The organism is Chitinophaga pinensis, assembly GCF_007896845.1.
GTDB lineage: Bacteria > Bacteroidota > Bacteroidia > Chitinophagales > Chitinophagaceae > Chitinophaga > Chitinophaga pinensis_C.
The window spans coordinates 53,054-70,623 of record NZ_VOHS01000031.1; the positions used below are offsets into that span (position 1 = coordinate 53,054).

General features: G+C 44.4%; 17 protein-coding genes. 7 read left to right on the top strand and 10 right to left on the bottom strand.

The genetic code is table 11. The features are described from left to right. Nucleotides 1-6 precede the first annotated feature (6 nt). Nucleotides 7-1,374 (top strand): hypothetical protein, encoded by a 1,368-nt coding sequence (locus FEF09_RS22590; RefSeq protein WP_146307210.1) that lies wholly within the window; start codon nt 7-9, stop codon nt 1,372-1,374. Between the two features lie 42 nt (nt 1,375-1,416). Here FEF09_RS22590 and FEF09_RS22595 read toward each other — a convergent pair whose 3' ends face one another. Then, a complete protein-coding gene (locus FEF09_RS22595; RefSeq protein ID WP_146307211.1) occupies nt 1,417-2,319 on the bottom strand; it encodes a LysR family transcriptional regulator in 903 nt (300 codons plus the stop codon). Between the two features lie 102 nt (nt 2,320-2,421). Here FEF09_RS22595 and FEF09_RS22600 point away from each other — a divergent pair, with 102 nt between their 5' ends. The 3 genes from FEF09_RS22600 (at nt 2,422) to FEF09_RS22610 (ending at nt 4,571) form a co-directional block, all read left to right on the top strand. Further along, on the top strand, nt 2,422-3,021 hold the full coding sequence (locus FEF09_RS22600) for an NAD(P)H-dependent oxidoreductase (protein ID WP_146307212.1): 600 nt from the start codon (nt 2,422-2,424) through the stop codon (nt 3,019-3,021). Nucleotides 3,022-3,032: 11 nt separating this feature from the next. Further along, a complete protein-coding gene (locus FEF09_RS22605; RefSeq protein WP_146307213.1) occupies nt 3,033-4,034 on the top strand; it encodes an aldo/keto reductase in 1,002 nt (333 codons plus the stop codon). A gap of 129 nt (nt 4,035-4,163) precedes the next feature. Next, nucleotides 4,164-4,571 (top strand): DUF6157 family protein, encoded by a 408-nt coding sequence (locus FEF09_RS22610; protein ID WP_146307214.1) that lies wholly within the window; start codon nt 4,164-4,166, stop codon nt 4,569-4,571. Nucleotides 4,572-4,683: 112 nt separating this feature from the next. Here FEF09_RS22610 and FEF09_RS22615 read toward each other — a convergent pair whose 3' ends face one another. The 5 genes from FEF09_RS22615 to FEF09_RS22635 all read right to left on the bottom strand — a co-directional run bounded on the left by FEF09_RS22615 (nt 4,684) and on the right by FEF09_RS22635 (nt 10,537). Continuing rightward, a complete protein-coding gene (locus FEF09_RS22615) occupies nt 4,684-5,475 on the bottom strand; it encodes a T9SS type A sorting domain-containing protein (RefSeq protein ID WP_146307215.1) in 792 nt (263 codons plus the stop codon). A gap of 241 nt (nt 5,476-5,716) precedes the next feature. Further along, on the bottom strand, nt 5,717-7,312 hold the full coding sequence (locus tag FEF09_RS22620) for a WD40/YVTN/BNR-like repeat-containing protein (RefSeq protein ID WP_146307216.1): 1,596 nt from the start codon (nt 7,310-7,312) through the stop codon (nt 5,717-5,719). Nucleotides 7,313-7,411: 99 nt separating this feature from the next. Beyond that, entirely contained in the window at nt 7,412-9,061 is a 1,650-nt protein-coding gene (locus FEF09_RS22625) for a tetratricopeptide repeat protein (RefSeq protein WP_146307217.1), read from the bottom strand. Between the two features lie 129 nt (nt 9,062-9,190). Further along, entirely contained in the window at nt 9,191-9,655 is a 465-nt protein-coding gene (locus FEF09_RS22630) for a VOC family protein (RefSeq protein WP_222597076.1), read from the bottom strand. 66 nt (nt 9,656-9,721) lie between these two features. Continuing rightward, on the bottom strand, nt 9,722-10,537 hold the full coding sequence (locus tag FEF09_RS22635) for a helix-turn-helix domain-containing protein (RefSeq protein ID WP_146307218.1): 816 nt from the start codon (nt 10,535-10,537) through the stop codon (nt 9,722-9,724). Between the two features lie 365 nt (nt 10,538-10,902). Between FEF09_RS22635 and FEF09_RS34915 the strand changes: the two genes are divergently transcribed. Together FEF09_RS34915 and FEF09_RS22640 are read left to right on the top strand one after the other, a co-directional pair. Next, on the top strand, nt 10,903-11,337 hold the full coding sequence (locus FEF09_RS34915) for a DUF6934 family protein (RefSeq protein ID WP_409994875.1): 435 nt from the start codon (nt 10,903-10,905) through the stop codon (nt 11,335-11,337). Nucleotides 11,338-11,367: 30 nt separating this feature from the next. After that, on the top strand, nt 11,368-11,616 hold the full coding sequence (locus FEF09_RS22640; protein WP_146307219.1) for a hypothetical protein: 249 nt from the start codon (nt 11,368-11,370) through the stop codon (nt 11,614-11,616). Between the two features lie 79 nt (nt 11,617-11,695). Here FEF09_RS22640 and FEF09_RS22645 read toward each other — a convergent pair whose 3' ends face one another. The 3 genes from FEF09_RS22645 to FEF09_RS22655 form a co-directional block, all read right to left on the bottom strand. Continuing rightward, a complete protein-coding gene (locus FEF09_RS22645) occupies nt 11,696-12,976 on the bottom strand; it encodes a TCR/Tet family MFS transporter (protein WP_146307220.1) in 1,281 nt (426 codons plus the stop codon). A 324-nt stretch (nt 12,977-13,300) separates the two neighbouring features. Further along, a complete protein-coding gene (locus FEF09_RS22650; RefSeq protein ID WP_146307221.1) occupies nt 13,301-13,846 on the bottom strand; it encodes a hypothetical protein in 546 nt (181 codons plus the stop codon). Nucleotides 13,847-13,932: 86 nt separating this feature from the next. Continuing rightward, entirely contained in the window at nt 13,933-14,229 is a 297-nt protein-coding gene (locus FEF09_RS22655) for a hypothetical protein (RefSeq protein WP_146307222.1), read from the bottom strand. 360 nt (nt 14,230-14,589) lie between these two features. On the opposite strand from FEF09_RS22655, the gene FEF09_RS22660 reads away from it, so the two are divergent. Continuing rightward, on the top strand, nt 14,590-14,910 hold the full coding sequence (locus FEF09_RS22660) for a hypothetical protein (protein WP_146307223.1): 321 nt from the start codon (nt 14,590-14,592) through the stop codon (nt 14,908-14,910). Nucleotides 14,911-16,171: 1,261 nt separating this feature from the next. Here the strand turns inward: FEF09_RS22660 and FEF09_RS22665 are convergent. After that, a complete protein-coding gene (locus FEF09_RS22665) occupies nt 16,172-16,852 on the bottom strand; it encodes a hypothetical protein (protein ID WP_146307224.1) in 681 nt (226 codons plus the stop codon). Nucleotides 16,853-17,570 lie beyond the last annotated feature (718 nt).

Below are 17,570 nucleotides of genomic sequence, written 5' to 3' on the forward strand. Positions count from 1 at the left end.
TGTACTATGCTGAAACGCGTAATCTATCTTCCATTCCTGATCGGAATGGCGCAACTCCCTGTTATCTCCAAAGCCCAGCTAACTAAAGAGAAAAGTGAAAAGCGTATCGTTATTAACAGTAATACTATCCGTGTTGCTGATCTGCTCGGGATCTTCGCCCGGGAAACAGATCTGGAGTTTTCTTTTAATTCAAAAAAACTGAGCCCGTCAAAGGTGATAGCTGTCGCTCATCATGAGCAGACATTATCTGCGTGGCTGAAAGAACTGGAGCTGTCAACAGGTATTCACGTGAAAGTGAAGGGCGATCATATTATCCTGCAGGATACGCCTCCTGTTGTAAATAGTGTGGCGGCAGATGATCTATCGCCTGCCGGATACAAAGGCAGGCGGTCAGTAGGTACAAGAACGGTAGATGAGAAGGGTAACAGGAATGATATCTTAGCTGGCAATAGTGGTAAAAGACAGGCGATTACAGAGAAGGAACATACATCCTCCGGCGTAGCTGCAAATAATAAATTTGTTGCAGGGCGTAAAAGAAGCAGGCCTGAGGCTGATACTGCCGCGGACGGGGAAGAGCCTTTAGCTGAATTTTACGCGTCATATGAGACTGACTCTCTTGCGTCTGATCAGTCGGGCGCTAAGAATGAGACGGCTTCAGACAATTCGGTTTATGTAAGAGAAAATAGATCGCTATCAGATCTGCTCAGTGAAGTATTGAGTAAGACCGAATTGCGCCGTATACCTGCACATGAAATGCCTGCACCTGATAAACATGTCACGCTTACTGCCAATAAAACGGTCGTTTATCCGAAGGATACAACAGCCGTAGCAAGGGGTGTTATCGCGGACAGTACCCGTAAAAAAGCACCGTCATTGCGTACGGTAACCCGGCTGGATCTGGGTTTACAAGGAGTAGGTATTTCTCTTGAGGTGCCTGTCAGCAGCAAATATACTATTGAGTTTTCCGGTGGTCTGGGAGGGGGATATGACTTGTCTGATGGTAGCTTCAGCTATGACTGGGGATTGCTTAATCCCTGTGCATATCTGTCAGCCAATGGCCGGTATTATTATAACCGGGACAAACGGGCTGCAAAGGGGAAAAGTCTTGTGTTGAATGCAGGCGATTATTTTGGATTGCGTTTAAAGTATACTTCAGCTGAGATTACCGGTGGCGGTTCTGTAAGTGATGCGATACTGGCGAATATACATTGGGGTATGCAAAGGCCGATAGGCAGGAAGTGGGTTATTAACGGTCATGCGGGCATAGGATGGGCTTACAATGCTGTTAACTCTATTGATCCGGCGGGAGGAAAGGTGTATCCGGCGGCTGAATTTAAGATCTCTTATGCGCTGAACAGCAAACGTCATTTATAAATGCAGCAGGCGCCCTATATATAGGGCGCTTGCTGTTTAATATCATACCGGTAACATTACTTTTCTGAATAAGTCTTTGATCACATCGATTTCCTCGGCATACATTGTTTTCTTCCGGGTGCCAAAGTGTAAGGTGTTTTTGAGTTTGGTTTTCCCTTCCCACAACAGTTTGATTTCACCTGCCTCAATTTCTTTTCTGCAAAGGAAATCAGGGATCACAGCAACCCCTTTTCCACTCTTCAGACAGCGTACGATTGAATTGAGATTGGGTACAATGTAATTGGGACGGAAGTCCGGATGATGATTGAAATTCAATTTCCAGAAGCGAAACAGGTGCTCCATATCTCCTGTTGTACCATACCATTTCTCTTGTTTCAGCCAGTCTTCTATCACCTGCATATCTTTCCCCCTTGCCAGTTTATTAAAGGCTTTGCTATCCACATCATTTCCTGCTACCAGTACGATGGTTTCTGAAGAAAAGGCTTCATGTTCTATATTGGCTGATGTACCTCTATGTGGGGTGATAATAAGATCCAGAATGCCTTTGTCAAGGTTGTCCAGCATCTCCGGATATTCTCCGAAACGGATGATCACATTGAATGGAAGTGTGGAAATATATTGTTCCAGTGTAATCTGAAACGTTTCAAAACACATTCCTACACTGATGGTCGGTGTGTGTATTTCTGTGCTTTTCTGAAAGTTCTTTTCTGCGTCCTCCAGTTTGTTCAGCGGCTCTATGATGAAGTTGTAGAAGACCTTTCCTTTTTCCGTCGGAATCATTTTCCGTCCGGTTCTTTCAAAGAGTTTGTAGCCGACATAGCTTTCCAGAGAACTTAAATGCAGACTAACCCCCGGCTGGGAGATAAAAAGGCTTTCGGCAGCTCCTGTAAGGGTGCCGGTCTTATATATTGCTTTAAATGTTCTGTACCATTCCAGATTTACCATAACAATAGCTATTATAATTCTGATACAAAGGTATGAATTAACTTGTTTTAATAATACCGTCAGCCGGTCTACTTTTGTGTTGTCAAAAGAAAAACACACAATATGACAAAGGTATTTATCATCAATGGAGGTCAGCAGTTCGGCCATTCCGGCGGCCGTTTCAATGAAACTGTTTCGGCAGCTTCCGCTGAATTTTTTACTAACAGACCGGGCTTTGAGGTGAAAACCACCAATATCAATCACGCATACGATCTGCAGGAAGAAGTAGAGAAGTATAAATGGGCAGACGTTGTGATCTATCATACACCAATCTGGTGGTTTCAATTGCCGCATGGCTTTAAAGCATATATAGACAAGGTATTTACAGAAGGGCATGGTAAGGGGATTTATAAAAGCGATGGCCGTTCTTCTGCTAATCCTACCATCAATTATGGAACAGGAGGGATGCTGCATGGTAAAAAGTACATGGTCACCACTTCCTGGAATGCGCCTAAGGAGGCATTTACATTACCGGATGAGTTCTTCCAGCAGACCAGCGTGGACGATGGGATCCTGTTTGGTTTTCACCGGATGAATGCGTTTATCGGGATGAAGCCTTTACCGGGTATGCATTTTCATGATATAGAAAAGAATGCGGATATCCCAAGGGATCTGGGTAAGTACACCGCTCATCTGGAAAACGTATTTACAAACCTGAATTAAGTTAAACTGATATGGAATACAGAAAATTAGGCAATACGGACCTGCAGTTATCCACTATTACTTATGGCGCATTTGCCATTGGCGGTAATATGTGGGGCGGAAATGAAAAACAGGATTCAATTGCAGCAGTGCATGCTTCACTGGATCATGGTGTGACAACGATCGATACGGCTCCTTTTTATGGGTTTGGGCTGAGTGAAGAACTGATCGGAGAAGCGATTAAAGGAAAGGACAGGAGTAAGATACAGTTACTGACCAAGTTCGGTCTGGTATGGGATGGCAGTAATCAGGGTAAAGGTGAATATTTCTTTGATGCTGCTGCTGATGGCAGGAATATCCCTGTGTATAAATATACTTCCAAAGCGAATATCATCAAGGAGCTGGAAGAGAGTCTGAAAAGACTGGGTACTGATTATGTGGATCTGTTACAGCTGCACTGGCCGGATGCGACAACACCCATCGATGAGACCATGGAAGCATTGCAAACCCTGATCCGTCAGGGAAAGATCAAAGCGGCTGGTGTGAGTAACTATAACCTTGCGCAGGTGCAGGAAGCAGAAAAGACCATACAGCTGGCTTCCAATCAGGTATCCTACAGCATGCTGAACAGAAGTATCGAACAGGATCTGGTACCATATGCTATCGAAAATAAGATTGGTATCATTGCTTATAGTCCGCTGGAAAGAGGACTGCTGACCGGTAAATATTTCCGTGAGGCAGCGCTGAAAGCAGATGACCACAGAAATGGTTATTTCGGTCAGTTCTCTTCAGATAAAGTGAAAGCATTTCTCGATAGCATTACACCGCTGGCGGAAAGTAAAAAAGCTTCACTGGCACAGCTGGTATTACGCTGGACGACTTTACAACCGGGTATCACTATTGTGCTGGCTGGCGCCAGAAACGTAGAACAGGCTGTACAGAATGCAGCTGCCATGAACGTACAACTGACTACAGATGAGATAGGCTTTATTAACAGGGAACTCGAAAAAGTATATAGCGGACTGGCTGTGTAAGTAAGATGAGCGATAAATAATTAATATGTACTTTCTACAGAGAGTTTCTGATCCTGGTAACAAAAGTTACCAGGATTTTTTATATTGTAGGTAATATAATATCAAAGGGACCTGTAAACAGTTTATGAAATGAAGACCACCAATTACTACAACACCTTTATTGAAGTGGCTGATGACTGCCCCGTTCAGACAGCTGAAGTGCCCCCTGTGAGAGGAGAAAAGACCATTGCTAACATAGAATTTGAGCTATTGGTTGATAACCCGTACGAATTTACCTCCGACGACGTGCTTTTTCACGTGCATGCAGCCAAACGCCAGCTGAGAACGCAGGAGTTTGAGATAGAAAGAGAGCAGTTCTTTTCTAAAGGGCAGGCTTGTTTCCGTTCTTCTCCTTTAACCAAGCGTTATGGCTGGGGCGCTCATTTTGATGCAGACGGCAGGATGGCGATCTATGCGGTTGAGTCAGACGAGTATCAACAGTTTGCGAAAGACAGGTCGCTGAAGCAGGTAAAGGCGATGCGATCAAAGAAGTCTTAGTATATAATACGGCCATAATTTTTACCTTCCAGAGGGATGTTTTTTAATTACAAAAAGCGTCCGCCGGAGGCGAAACGCTTTTTGTTGCAGGATAGGGTTTAGGGAGGATAGATTATAATTTTACAAACTTGAATTTCCTGACTTCTCCCCCCGGCTTCGTTTCCACCAGCATGAAATAAACACCTCCTGCAAGGCGGCTGACAGGCATATTGATGGTTGTTTGTCCGGTTGGGATATTATACTGCTGGATGGAATATTGTCTGCCGGCGACATCGACCAGCAATACCCTGAATTTCGTTGCTTCTGTTACACCCTGTACATGGAGGTTGATCACATCGGCAGCTGGTACAGGATAGATATACATATCGCGGGCATTCAGTTTTACGGTGTCTGAATAAGCGAAAGAATTATCCTGACTGACCAGTTTCAACCGGTAATAGACATTACCTGATTTCGCTGCGAGATCATAGAAATCCAGGTCTTCATGATTATAGTAGAAACGGCCATTGCTGTTGGTCGCCTGTTGTGTATTGATCAATGAGAAGTCTTTGTTGTTGGTACTTCTTTCCAGTTCATAATGTAGTAGTCCTTCTTCATTCTGCGTTCTCCATTCAAGGAGCGCATTGCGTCCCTGCAGGCGGCCTGTGAAGGAATTGAGGAACACCAGCTGTGGTGTGAGCAGGTTTGTCAGCTGATATTTTACTACACCCAGATCAGCCGTAGCGAAGTAAATATCTGCATGATCTTCAAAAAACCGGAAGTCCATAGATGCGTTGCAGGGGATATATGCCAGTGCGGAGGCGGGTACACCCGACCATTTAACTCCTTTGTTGGTACTGAAGACCAGTCTGGTGTCACCAAAAATATCAGTAGCAGATGCACCCAGCAGATGCCCGTTCACCATATTGGAGAAAGCAATTTTTTTCAGGTCGCCTGCTTCCAGTGTGCGGGACCAGTTCTCGCCGCCATCTGCTGTCTGATAGATACCGCGCGTAGTCGCTATTACTATTTCTTTTCATCAAAGGGATTGGTATCCATATCCCAGATCATATCGACACCCTCGGCAAGATCGTCCAGTCCTTTGGATTTTTCTCCCCATGTGATACCGCCGTCTGTCGAGGTATATACGCGGTGACCGCTTGTGATCAGTAGCGTTGTCCGTCTCCTTTGGGGATATAGACATCTGTGATCAGGCTATTGCCGGATGCGGCTACCGGTGTTTGTGCTGGTTGGGTGCGATCAGCGAAGTCGAGTCTGAACAAGGCTGAAAACGCATTATAATAGGAATAGGACACCCAGTAACGGTCTTTGTGGTTAGGGTCACGTTTGATGGCATCTATACCTGTGGCATAATCGTCAGAAGGCAGTCGTTTTACGGTAGCGCCATAATCATCACTGAAATAGAGCTCAGATGGGTTCAGGAAGTCATCACAGGGTCTGAAGAAGAAGACACGTCCCTGCGTGGCGGTATCGGGTATTACATAATAATTCTCATAGGTAAAGGAATATACGGGTAATGTATCGTGCATAATGACTTCGCCATTTTGCAGATTTCTGGCAATATAGCCCCCCTGTGTAGAATAATACAGCCGTTGATCTGCACCGCTGCCTGCCAATCCGGTACTTTTAACCAGATAGGAGGGTGTTTTTAGTTTCTCAAATGTTTTTCCGCCATCAGGGGAATGTTGCGGCCACGCATCGGAGAAGACGAGGATATCATTACTATTTTTAGGATTGATCACCAAAGAGACGCCACTGGCATATACCTGTGATCTGCTTTCGAATACGGTAGATGTCCAGTGTTGACCACCATCGGTACTTTTCAGTATTTCATTTTCTTCCAGCATCCACATACGCTGCAGGTTACCCGGATCGTACTGGATGGTAATGATATTGTTGAGTGTCTGATCCGTGAAGGTAACAGGTACCTGACTAAAAGTATGGCCACTGTCTTGTGTATGGTATACGGCTTCTGCTGCCTCACCGAAGTTGATGAAGCTACAGAGGAAGAAGTCATTATGATTTTTAGGATGGAAGGCAACGGCATTCAGGGCGCCTTTGCCGGCGAGTGCTTCCCGCCAGTGTTGTCCTTCGTCGGCAGAGATATATAAACCTCCGTTTACCCCCAATGCTCCCAGTCCCCTTGCGAGGTAGATCTTTTTCTGATCATCCGGATGGAAAAAGCTGTTGAGGATATGCACACCATCATGTTCGGTACTGTAATATATTGTGTTGAAGTGTTTACCACCATCTTTTGTGAAGTATACTTCCGTGAATTGCGCCCAGGTATCCGGATCTCTATAGGCGGTGTTAATCACTACCCTGTTAGCCTGCTCATCTGAGATATCATAGCTGACCACAAATGCTTTCATTTCCTGATCGGGTGTGACAAAATGTCTGACAACCGCTTTACTTTCAACATCAATTACGTACAGGCCATTGTCATTGATCTCAGGTGCGGTTGCTATCACCGAGAAGGCTTTATGGCCGGGCAGGAATTTGAATTGTGAAATAGCGGTTGCACTATTCTCAAAGGAATAGAAGATGGTCCATGTTTTACCACGATCGTCTGAAACCAGTATATGGTTATTCAGGGTACGCGCATAGATCCTGTCGGGTATAGACGGGTCGGGTGTAACGTCCCATAGTCTTCCGAAGTCACCGGTTGACTCAAAAGAGAGTTGGGCGTTGGCTGAAAAAAACAGTAAGAGGAAGAGATGAACGAGTAAAATTTTTCTCATGAATTTTGGTCGATTGGGTGCTGTGTGAAAGTACCTCCCTTCTCTTAAAGCGCCTATGTAATTAACAGGACAGCGGCCGGACAAAGTGTGACATTCCCCTTAAAGTCCTGATAAATACTCAAAAAGGGAGGTGTTTTCGGCCAGCTGCATCTTTTTGGTGATGCGTTCCTTTCTTTTCCTGCAACCTTCCGGTGTGATGTTTAGCAGGGAGGCGATCTCCTTTGTATTTAAATTCATGTATATGTAGGAAAGGAATCTGACATCATTGGAAGTCAGATTTGCGTGATGTTCGCGGAGTGCATTCAGGAATCCCTGATTTACTTCCTGAAAATGGGTGCTGAAGTCGTCCCATTCACTGTCGGTACGGAGGTAGCTTTTGAGTTGAGAAATGTGTTTTACGACTACGCCGTCTTTATTCAGATCCGGAATTTTTGACATGGCCGTAATGATATCATCTATCAGTTCATTTCTGCCGGAAAGGTAGAGTGCTTTGGCCGAGAGTTTCCGGTTTCGTATTTCGATCTCATTTTTCAATCGTTCCTGTTCCAGCAGGGCGGCTGTTTCTTTTTCTTTTAGCTGTTCTTCCAGCAGGAGTTTCTGGCTTTTTTCATTTTCGATTTCCAGCGCCATGATCTGATGGCTGCGTTCGGTGAGGACGGCCTTTTGTTTGTTTTCGGCTGCTTTGATCCGCATCAGCCAGACAAAAAAGGTGACGATAATGGCGATGAATGCCAGTGCGATGTACAACAGGCGGCGCTGGTTGGAGAGTTGCTCGTTATTTAGGGAAAGGGTGTGCTGGGAATTGAGCAGCTCGAACTTTAGTTTACCTGTTTCGAACTGCTGGCCGTTTTTGACGGTATTGATGGAATCCCGGTAATACACCACAGAATCTTTGTCCGCCATGGCGAGCGCATAAGCATGGTCTTTCAGGTGGATGGCAGACAAGGTCTGGAAGAGTTCTATCCTTTCTTCCAGATTGGGACTGAGAGATAAGGCTTCATTGGCATATTGAAGGGCCTGTGCGCTATTGTTCTGTTTTAATTTAATAGAACTGATCAGTGTCAGCAGGGAGATCCGTTCATCCCTATAGGAAGAATCGCGGGCTGTCTGGAGTAGTTCGAGACTCAGGCGATCGGCTTCGGGCATATTGCCTTCCTGAAACTGGTTCTGGGCGTAGGCGTAGCGGGCGCTGATCAGTCTTCTGGGTTCGTTTTGCAGATAGCTGACTGATTCACGCAGGTATTCCCGTGCCTTTTCCAGTTGATGGATCTCAGTATGTACAATACCGAGGTTCAGGGCGTAGTTGCCTATTCTTATTTTATCATTTTTCTCTTTGGCGATGGTATAGGCTTTCAGGAAGTACTCCTGTGCTTTGTCATAGTTCTTCTCTTTGGAATAGAGAATGGCGATATTATTCAGGACGGTCATTTCGAGTGTCGCATCTTTCTCTTCCATGGCTATTTTGTAGGCGTCGAGATAGTTGCGCAGGGCTTCTCCGTAGTCCAGCATGAAATAGTAGGTAAGTCCGATGTTGTTGGTAGCCAGGAATAATTGTCTGGGCCAGTGATTATCAGCAGACTGATGTTGTGCTTCGGTCAGCAGAGTGATGGCGGAGACAAATTTCTTCGACATCATAGCGTCAATTCCCTGTTGGATAAGAGAATCGCAATAGGAGCGGCTGCCGTAACAGGTTGGCAGCACAGTCAGTAACAGGATAGCTGTTACTATCAGGTGTTTTAGATACTTCATTACCACACGGTGTCTTGGATATAGATGTTGGTTGATTTCCCCTGCCGTTGACAGGAACGGGCTTAAAATAATAAAAAATATTCAACGGCTGAGGAAACCTAAAAGTTACCGTGACAGGTGTGGTTTTTTTTATTTTTCGGGTGTCTGGTAATGTACGATGTCTATACCTACACCATTAGGATCTTCGATAGCAAAGTGCCGGTCGCCCCATGCTTCATTTCTGATGTCTATTTTAACAGGAACTCCTTTCTTTTTGATGGTGGTGTACAGACTGTCGACATCTTCAACTTCTATGGTCAGGTACATACCCTGTCCCTGAAAAGGTTTTTGGAACAAGGCCTGCTGTGAAGGATGATCTGGTAACAGGAAGCTGATCTCTGTGCTTTTATCAGGCGTGTGCATCAACAGGTAGAATTCATTTTCAAAAGTGACGCCGAAGCCGAGTACTTCCGTATAAAATGCTTTGCTTTCTGCGAGCTTATTTGTAATAATGCCTGCGTTCAGTTTCATAGTATGTTTTGTTTTAGTGAGTTTTTGTGCATAAGTGCCTGTTGTGAATAACAGGGTGACCAATAACGTTAACAGGTGTTTCATGTTTGCTGATTTAGTCCTGTAAAATTCAGGAATCAGTAGTGTGAAACATTGTAAAAATCGGACAACTTATCTGCCAAAAGCTTTGGAAGGAGTGACGCCGTAAAAGTTTCTGAATTCTTTGATAAAATGTGCCTGATCGTAATAGCCGCTGTCAAAGAATAGTTTATTCTGCCGCAGGCTTTGTGCGGATGGTTTTGCTTTCAGAATGTTCTGGAAGCGGACGACCTTGCTGAAGGTCTTTGCAGAATCACCGATGTAGAATTCAAACAGTCTGCGTAGTTGTCTGGCGCTGATGCCGGTATTCAGGTCTTTCTCTATATCTACAACGCCGCACTTATCCAGAATCAGGGCCAGTGCATTATATAGTCTTGGGTCTTCATCGATATCTGCTTTTGCTATTGTCTTTAAGAAATAGTTATCAAAGATGTGGCTGATATCGGCTGGTTGCAATGCGTCATGAAGGTGCGCGGAGATAAATGCAGACGTCTCCGGATGCACGGCACTCAGGTGTTCGAAACGGTTGCTTAATTCGGCGGCGTTCACTTTGAACAGCTGTGGAAACATGGTGGGGAGGAAACGAACACCTACATAATTGAAGTTATTCTCAAGGGGGAATTCTGTATACTTTTTACAGAAGCCCATGATATAATTTTCTGTAGGGTTGTTGAGTTCAAAGAAGATGTCGATGCATCCGTCAGCAACTACACGGTAATTGAACTGGTCGGAGAGAGGGGCCGTAGTTTTTAATTGCCAGTAACAATAGATGAAGGGTTGGAGGTTCGGGTGGGGAAGGAATTCGTGATAGGTGACGTGTTCAGCTGACTGTTTGATGGCAGGCTGAATAGGTGTGTAGAGATGGCGTATGGTGGTGAATGGATGCAAATATTTATTTTGATAAAGATAGTGGTTTTGAGAGAATGCGAAATGACAATGTTCAAGGTGAAATGTTACTGAAAATTGAATAGTGATAACGGAATTGTAGATTTTTTTGATGTGAAAAATGTATTGTACTTTCGGAATATCTGCGTTAGAAAACAGCTGATTATACTGGTGTCTTGCCGGGAATGCTGTTGTACAATGTTAAAGTTTATCTCCTGAATATTCGTATAGACGAACAAGATTTTTCTATTCAAATAAAAGGGAATGATAAAATTAAATTTCAAGGAGACATTTCATCCGACCTCATTGAAGGATGACTATTCAAAATGACTTTTGAATCGCCTCAGGCAGATGGTTCTGTGGAGACTATGGTCGTCAAAATTGTCCGGCATCCATATTTGGATTTGCCGAATGTTTATAATCTGGGTTTTGGTCCCCCTAATATGAAAGGTGGTTTTCGAGACGATGTGAAATTGCAACATGCTGATTTAGGAAAGGTACTGTCAACAGTTTTATTTCATGGAGTTGGCTTCTTGCAGAGAAATCCATCATTGGTTTTAGGGATTGACGGATCAGACGATGTGAGAGCAATGTTGTATCATCTTATAGCAAAGTTTAATCATGACTATTTAACTGGTTCGCTTGCAATCCTTGGTGTCGATTGGTATATAAGAGTTTTCAGGGATGGTAGCTATGAAATAGACCAGAATGGACACCTTATATCTAAACCTAAACCGGAATCTTTTAATCATCAAAGATCGAGGCACGATTTGTATAGATACTATATGTTTCGTCTAAAATAAATACTATTAATAATTCATTAAACTAATATTATGGATCCAATCCTTGAAGAAAAAATCAGGCAGTATAGGACATTTGTTACACATTATACTGAAAAGACTGATACTGTTGATACTTCTACTCCGCCGCGTGAAGATAATCTCTCGAGAGTAATTCGCTCAAAGGAAGATGCAGAAATGTTTATGGCTCAGGTGAACTGTCTTATAAGACTGGATAAAGAAAGACAGGAAGAGGAAAGACTGGAAAAGGAGAGACTGGAAAAGGAAAGACTGGGCAATTAAATTTTACCTTAAACGTACTATAAAAAAGAAAGGATGGAATTCACTTCCATCCTTTCTTTTTTATAGTATGATATGTATATCAATGCATAGGTGCGTCTTTCAGATCTCCGGCACCGGCAATTATATTTCTCAGTTCAGGATTCTCTTTCTTTTCTCTTGTTAATACTTTATTCGTAATAACAATACTCAGCAACATACATACTGCCCCAATCAGGAAGTGGATACCCGGGAAATGGAAAGGTGCTTTATCTGTCGTGAAATAAGCGAAAGTGCCATTCATGATCAGGGGGCCGAAGATAGTTGTGAGACTCATCAGGCTGGTTAGTGCTCCTTGTAGTTCTCCCTGTTGATTGGGCGGTACGTGACCAGAGATCACGGACTGAAGTGATGGTCCGCAGATACCACCTAAACAATAAGGGATGAGGAAGGCAAACATCATCCAGCTTTGTGTGGCGAATGCAAAGAGTACAAGGCCGAGTGTATATAGTGATAGTCCGAGGTAGATGCTTTTTTCATTACCGATTTTAGGAATGATGATTCTGGTAAGACCTGCCTGAACAGCACCAACGAGTACGCCTACTATTGCCAGTGAAATACCGACCATTTTCTCCGACCATTGGAAGCGATAGATGGTAAAGAAGTTCCAGTTACCCTGTACGGACTGAGCGCCCAGATAGATCAGAAAGAAGGCAAATGCCAGTCCGCCAATCTCAGGATGTGCCGTCAGGAATTTTAATGATCCGAGGGGGTTAGCGCGGCTCCATTCAAAAGCCCGGCGGTTTTCCTTTTTGAGAGATTCCGGTAACAGGAAAAAGCCATACAGACAGTTCAGGAGGCAGAGTACTGCAGCTGCGTAGAAGGGTGCTCTGATGCCCCAGTTGGCAAGCAGGGCGCCAAGTGCGGGCCCGAGTACGAAACCAAGACCGAATGCAGCGCCGATCATACCAAAGTTTTTGGCTCTGGAAGTTTCGTCCACACTGACATCTGCAATATAGGCTGTAGCGGTAGTGAAGCTGGCGCCAGTCATACCAGCAATAACACGACCGATGAAAAGCCATCCGTATGAAGGGGCGAGGGCTAAGATAATGTAGTCAATACCAAAACCCAGCAAGGAGAGTAAAAGCACAGGGCGACGACCATATTTATCGCTGAGGTTGCCGACTACCGGCGCGAAAATGAACTGTGTAACCGCAAATACAGACAGCAGGAGCGCTCCATAAGTGCTGGCCTGATTAACCGGTATGTGCTTTAGCTGGGCAATAAGATCGGCCATAACGGGGATGATGAGACCCCATCCCATTACGTCGATTAAAAGGGTGATAAAAATAAAGCCAATGGCGGACTGCTTGGTTGTTTGCATATATATAATTGAATTGAAAGCCGATGGAATCGAATTATGTATCACGATGACTGTATCCTTCACGCGGGATGTTGTGGCATGGCAGCCCTGCGGATTTGTATCAAGGATATTTGTTGTACGTAATATGCCGGTTACTGATAATGCAAACTTAGGCAGAATTGTTTAATGAGAGGGGCGGTGGATAGGCCAAGTTGCGGGGGAATTTGCGTCAAGGTAAGTTGGCTGTTGCATTGCTGTGTGAAGAGGGCTAAGCTTTTCGTATCGCCCATAAAGTATATCTGATCATGTGAGGTATCTGATGATCAGATATACCCGGACGACTTTTTATTTACCGGCAGGTAGGGCCTGTTGTATCAATTGAACGGTATTGTCTACTACACGTTTGGAGCTGATGGCAAATTCCAATAACGAGCGCTTGTTTTCATCACGTAGCGAAGCAATTTCCCGCTTAAAATGTTTCAGAAAAGGGATCAGGATATCCCGTTCATTTCGCTGCACAAGATTAAAAACGATCTCTGGTATCTCAGTGATGATCAGCTTGAGGAACCAATGTGGTTTTTGTGAAAAGAAGTTGCGGAAGACTTTCCGGGCTTTGTTATCGCTGGTAACGCCGTTGATCATAATTTTTACAGCAGCTGCGTTGGCCTCACGTTTTACAGCATCTATGTAGTATTTCAACTGTTCATGTTCGTATGGGAAAAGCAGGGAAAGCCATTTGGGATTGATCTTAAAAATGTTATTAAAAATGCCCGGGTTTAAGTACTCAATATCCACAGAAAATGGCGTCCAGCCCAGCGCTATGATCCTTAAGATCGTATTTTCCTGCAATGTAGTGACTTCCGGCGCATATTTCAAAGAACCTATAAACATGTGATAGGGATAAACAAATCCCGGTCCGGATACCAGTAAGGGGAATATATCATAGCAACATTTTATCTGTTCCGGGGTATGGTAATTTATCTCGCCCATGTGGTAGGTCCGGTCCGCAGTACCCCTCCCAGATAGGAGCAGACATAGTTCAGTGCATTCATCCCTCCGTTTAATACATATGCTTTTTGCTGATCGACGGCTGCACCGGCAATGACTGCTGTTCTGACAATGAGTACGGTTGCTTTTAGCTGCTCACTATTGTAAACCGGGATATCCTGCGCCAGCATGGCTACGTTATGTGATTCCAGTTCATGAGTGGTCATCAGGTTTGCGGAAGCGCCCTTTTGCACAAGTGCCTTCAGTGTTTGCTCAGCCTGTAACATGTTATTGGCACTGGAATACATGCTATCGAAAGCATCAAAAAATCGTTGTCGAGTTGGTTGATGTCTGCCTCACTCAGAGTGTCGCGGATAGTTTTCCAGATTGCTTTTTCTTTCTCAATATCATTACGTATTGTGTTAAGCTCTTTTTTCAGTGTGAGAAAGTGTGGGATAGGGAAATCAAACTCCATGGTTAAAATTTATTTCTAAGGCTCAAAGATAGCGCTATATTTCTGTCAGTGCAATGCCACCGGGGGCTTTTGTTAATAATTTGGTAATGTAATTAGCGGAAGCGCATTGTTAATATTGTGCCATCTGAATGGCCATGTGGAAAACATCGTTTCCGGCGTAATAACAATCATCATGATACAGCTCAACAGACTTTATAAAAGTACCGTGATCGCTCTGTTTTGTTTTTTAACAATACAGTATGGGAAAGCACAGACATTGGATCCGTGGAATAAAGGGAATCTTGATATTCATTTTATAAATACAGGCAGAGGAGATTGTGCGTTTATGATCATGCCGGATGGTACGACCATGTTGATTGATGCCGGCGAACTAAACCCGATGGATGCACGTACCAGATCGCCCCGTACTGCACCTTTGCAACGGATACCAGTCAGCAGGCATATGCGTGGATTGCTGAATATATTAAGGCTGTCAGTCCATCCGCATGGATAGATTATGCGATGATCACACTTTTCATGATGATCATTTTGGAGGAATGTATAAGGGGGCAAAAGTGCGGCCGCCAGGAAATATTATCTGACAGGCATCACAGGAGTAGGCGATCAGATTCCCATCCGGAAATTAGTAGACCGTGGTTATCCGGATTATAATTACCGCTTGACCTCAGAAAGGAGATTGCCAAAGATGTAAAACAGGAAGATGCCGAGTTACAGCAAGTGGCGAATTATTTCCATTTCATTGAATACCAGACTACACATCAGGGTATGAAAGCAGAGCGTTTTAAGACGGGCAGTAAAGATCAGTTTGTGCTGCTAAAAGATGCGAAAGCGTATCCCGCTTTTCATGTCCGGAATATTATGTCAAATGGATTTGTCTGGAATGGGAAGGAGAGGGTGTCTATAATCATTTTGCTGATACGGGTGGTGTATTGCCTGATGAGAATAATGCCGGTTGTGGTGTGCGGGTGCAATATGGGAATTTCAGTATATTCTTTGCTGCGGATATTCAGGGGATTGTAAACTATGGCGAACCTGCCTGTGACGATATGGAAAGTGCAGTAGCCACCTGCGGTAGGTAAGGTAGATATTGCAACCGTCAGTCATCATGGTAACAGGAATGCCCTGAACATAAATTATATACAGACCTTACGCCCGCGGGTATGGATAGAACAGGTATGGTCGAGTGATCATCCGGGGCATGAGGTGTTGAATCGTCTTAGCTCCGCGCGACTAATCCTTTTCCACATGATCTGTTTGCGACGAATATGCTGGAGGCAAATAAGCTGGTTATCGGACCGGCATTGGAGAATGCGTATAAAAGTACATCAGGACATATTGTAATAAGAGTGGCACGGATGGTAACAGCTATCGCATTTTTGTATTGGACTCCTTCAAAAAAGGACAGCAGGTGAAGCAGATGTCTGGTCCTTATACGGCAGGCGCTGGTCAGCAGTAGATCTGCTGTTGTGAGGGGGGAAAGGGTACTGTACCAGAAGAAAACGTGGACTGATGTGGTGATGACCTGCTGTAGGGGTGTTGGGGATAAATGCCCGATGTTTGTATGTATAGGATCTTTCGGCCAATAGGATAGCCGCTTCAGCGTCAACTGTAGCGATCAGTGTGGATATCTTTAAGTTTAATGGGATATTTCATCAGCAAAATACACTTTCAGGCAGGGAAACTTTATTCCCGTTGGATGATATCCTGATGGGCAGGTACGGGCAGATTTATTGCCTGCGTCAGTCGTTGCCGCATTATCCGCTGTGGATGTGTAGCAGTCTGATACGTTTTGGAGCGGATGGTGGCACTACGGCAATGATATCAGCGGCAAGGAATTGTTTGTTACAGGAAAGACCATTATCGTGAATAGCTCTTATCTGTAAAGTCAGCAGGAGGGTACCTTCACCCACTACATATAAGGGGATATCTGTTCCTTTAAAAGGCTCCTGAGAATCTATCATTATGGTAACAGTATCTGTTCCGGTGATCTGCTGGCTATTGAAATCAATGCGGACAGCGATCACCTTTAATTCTAAGGCTGTGAAACGGTGTTGTTGTGAGATGTGTTGTGCAGGAATATGCAGGACGTCGTTTCCCTGTATTTCAGGGCTTATACTGAAGAAGCGGTCGATTCCTGCAGTTTTATTAAACCGGAAGCCTTTTACTGCGGTGTGGTCACCGGCTGCCTGAATAAGCAGCTTATTCAGACGATTGATGTGTGAACTGTCACATCTTACGTCGAGTGCAGGGTAGAAGGCATGGCGGATTAATCTGCCTTGGCGCTGCAGATGCCAAAGCGTCGGGCGGCCGGCGGGTAGCCTGAGTTTGTCTGATGGCTTTAGGCGCACTGCGAAGGAGGTGTTTCCCGTTACGCTCATAGCCGATGTTATTACCGAGTTTACCGGTGAAAGGATGAAAGTGTTTTGTCTTGCCATTGGTGTATTTTGAGTGGATATGAATTACGATAGTCTGCCGGTGGAATTGATAGGAGAACCGGAGATATTATCCACTGATTTAAACAGGAGTGTGGAAACACTACCGCCAGAACGGTTTTGAACAGGATAAAGGATGCATAGAATAGTCATGGTATTGCTCGTTGGTTTTTCCTTATTTTTATCTGTTGCTTTAGGCATTGCCTGCATAAGCCGGATCTGAAGTGGAAATGACGACAGAGGGAGTAGTAGCACTGCATTGCGTCACACTTTTTTTATGAAATGCGGAATACTTTATCTTTATTCCAACCTTAAAATTCACCCCTATGCCTGCGTTTTTGCGCTATTGTATAGCATTTCCACTGTTATTATTGTCACCAGTTACTGCTGCACAGTCGAAGACTGATATAGAAAAACTGGCTACAACGCCGAAAAAATATTACGCTGCCACTAGACTATGCTGTATCACTGCCCAGACCTGATGTTAAATACTGGGATCATGACTACATGCATACAACCATTTTATGACCCCCGTTGTACGAAAGACCCAAATGGGAATGTCATATGAGAAAGAGGGCGTTCAGGTATGGTGGTGTATGCCATCGGCCAGTCCTCATGCCCAACTGGACACATCGATGTATATAGCTGACGCTATGCAACTGATTGGTACCTGGCGTGCGGTATCCAGCCGAAGGATAAATTTTCAGGATTCGGCACGATT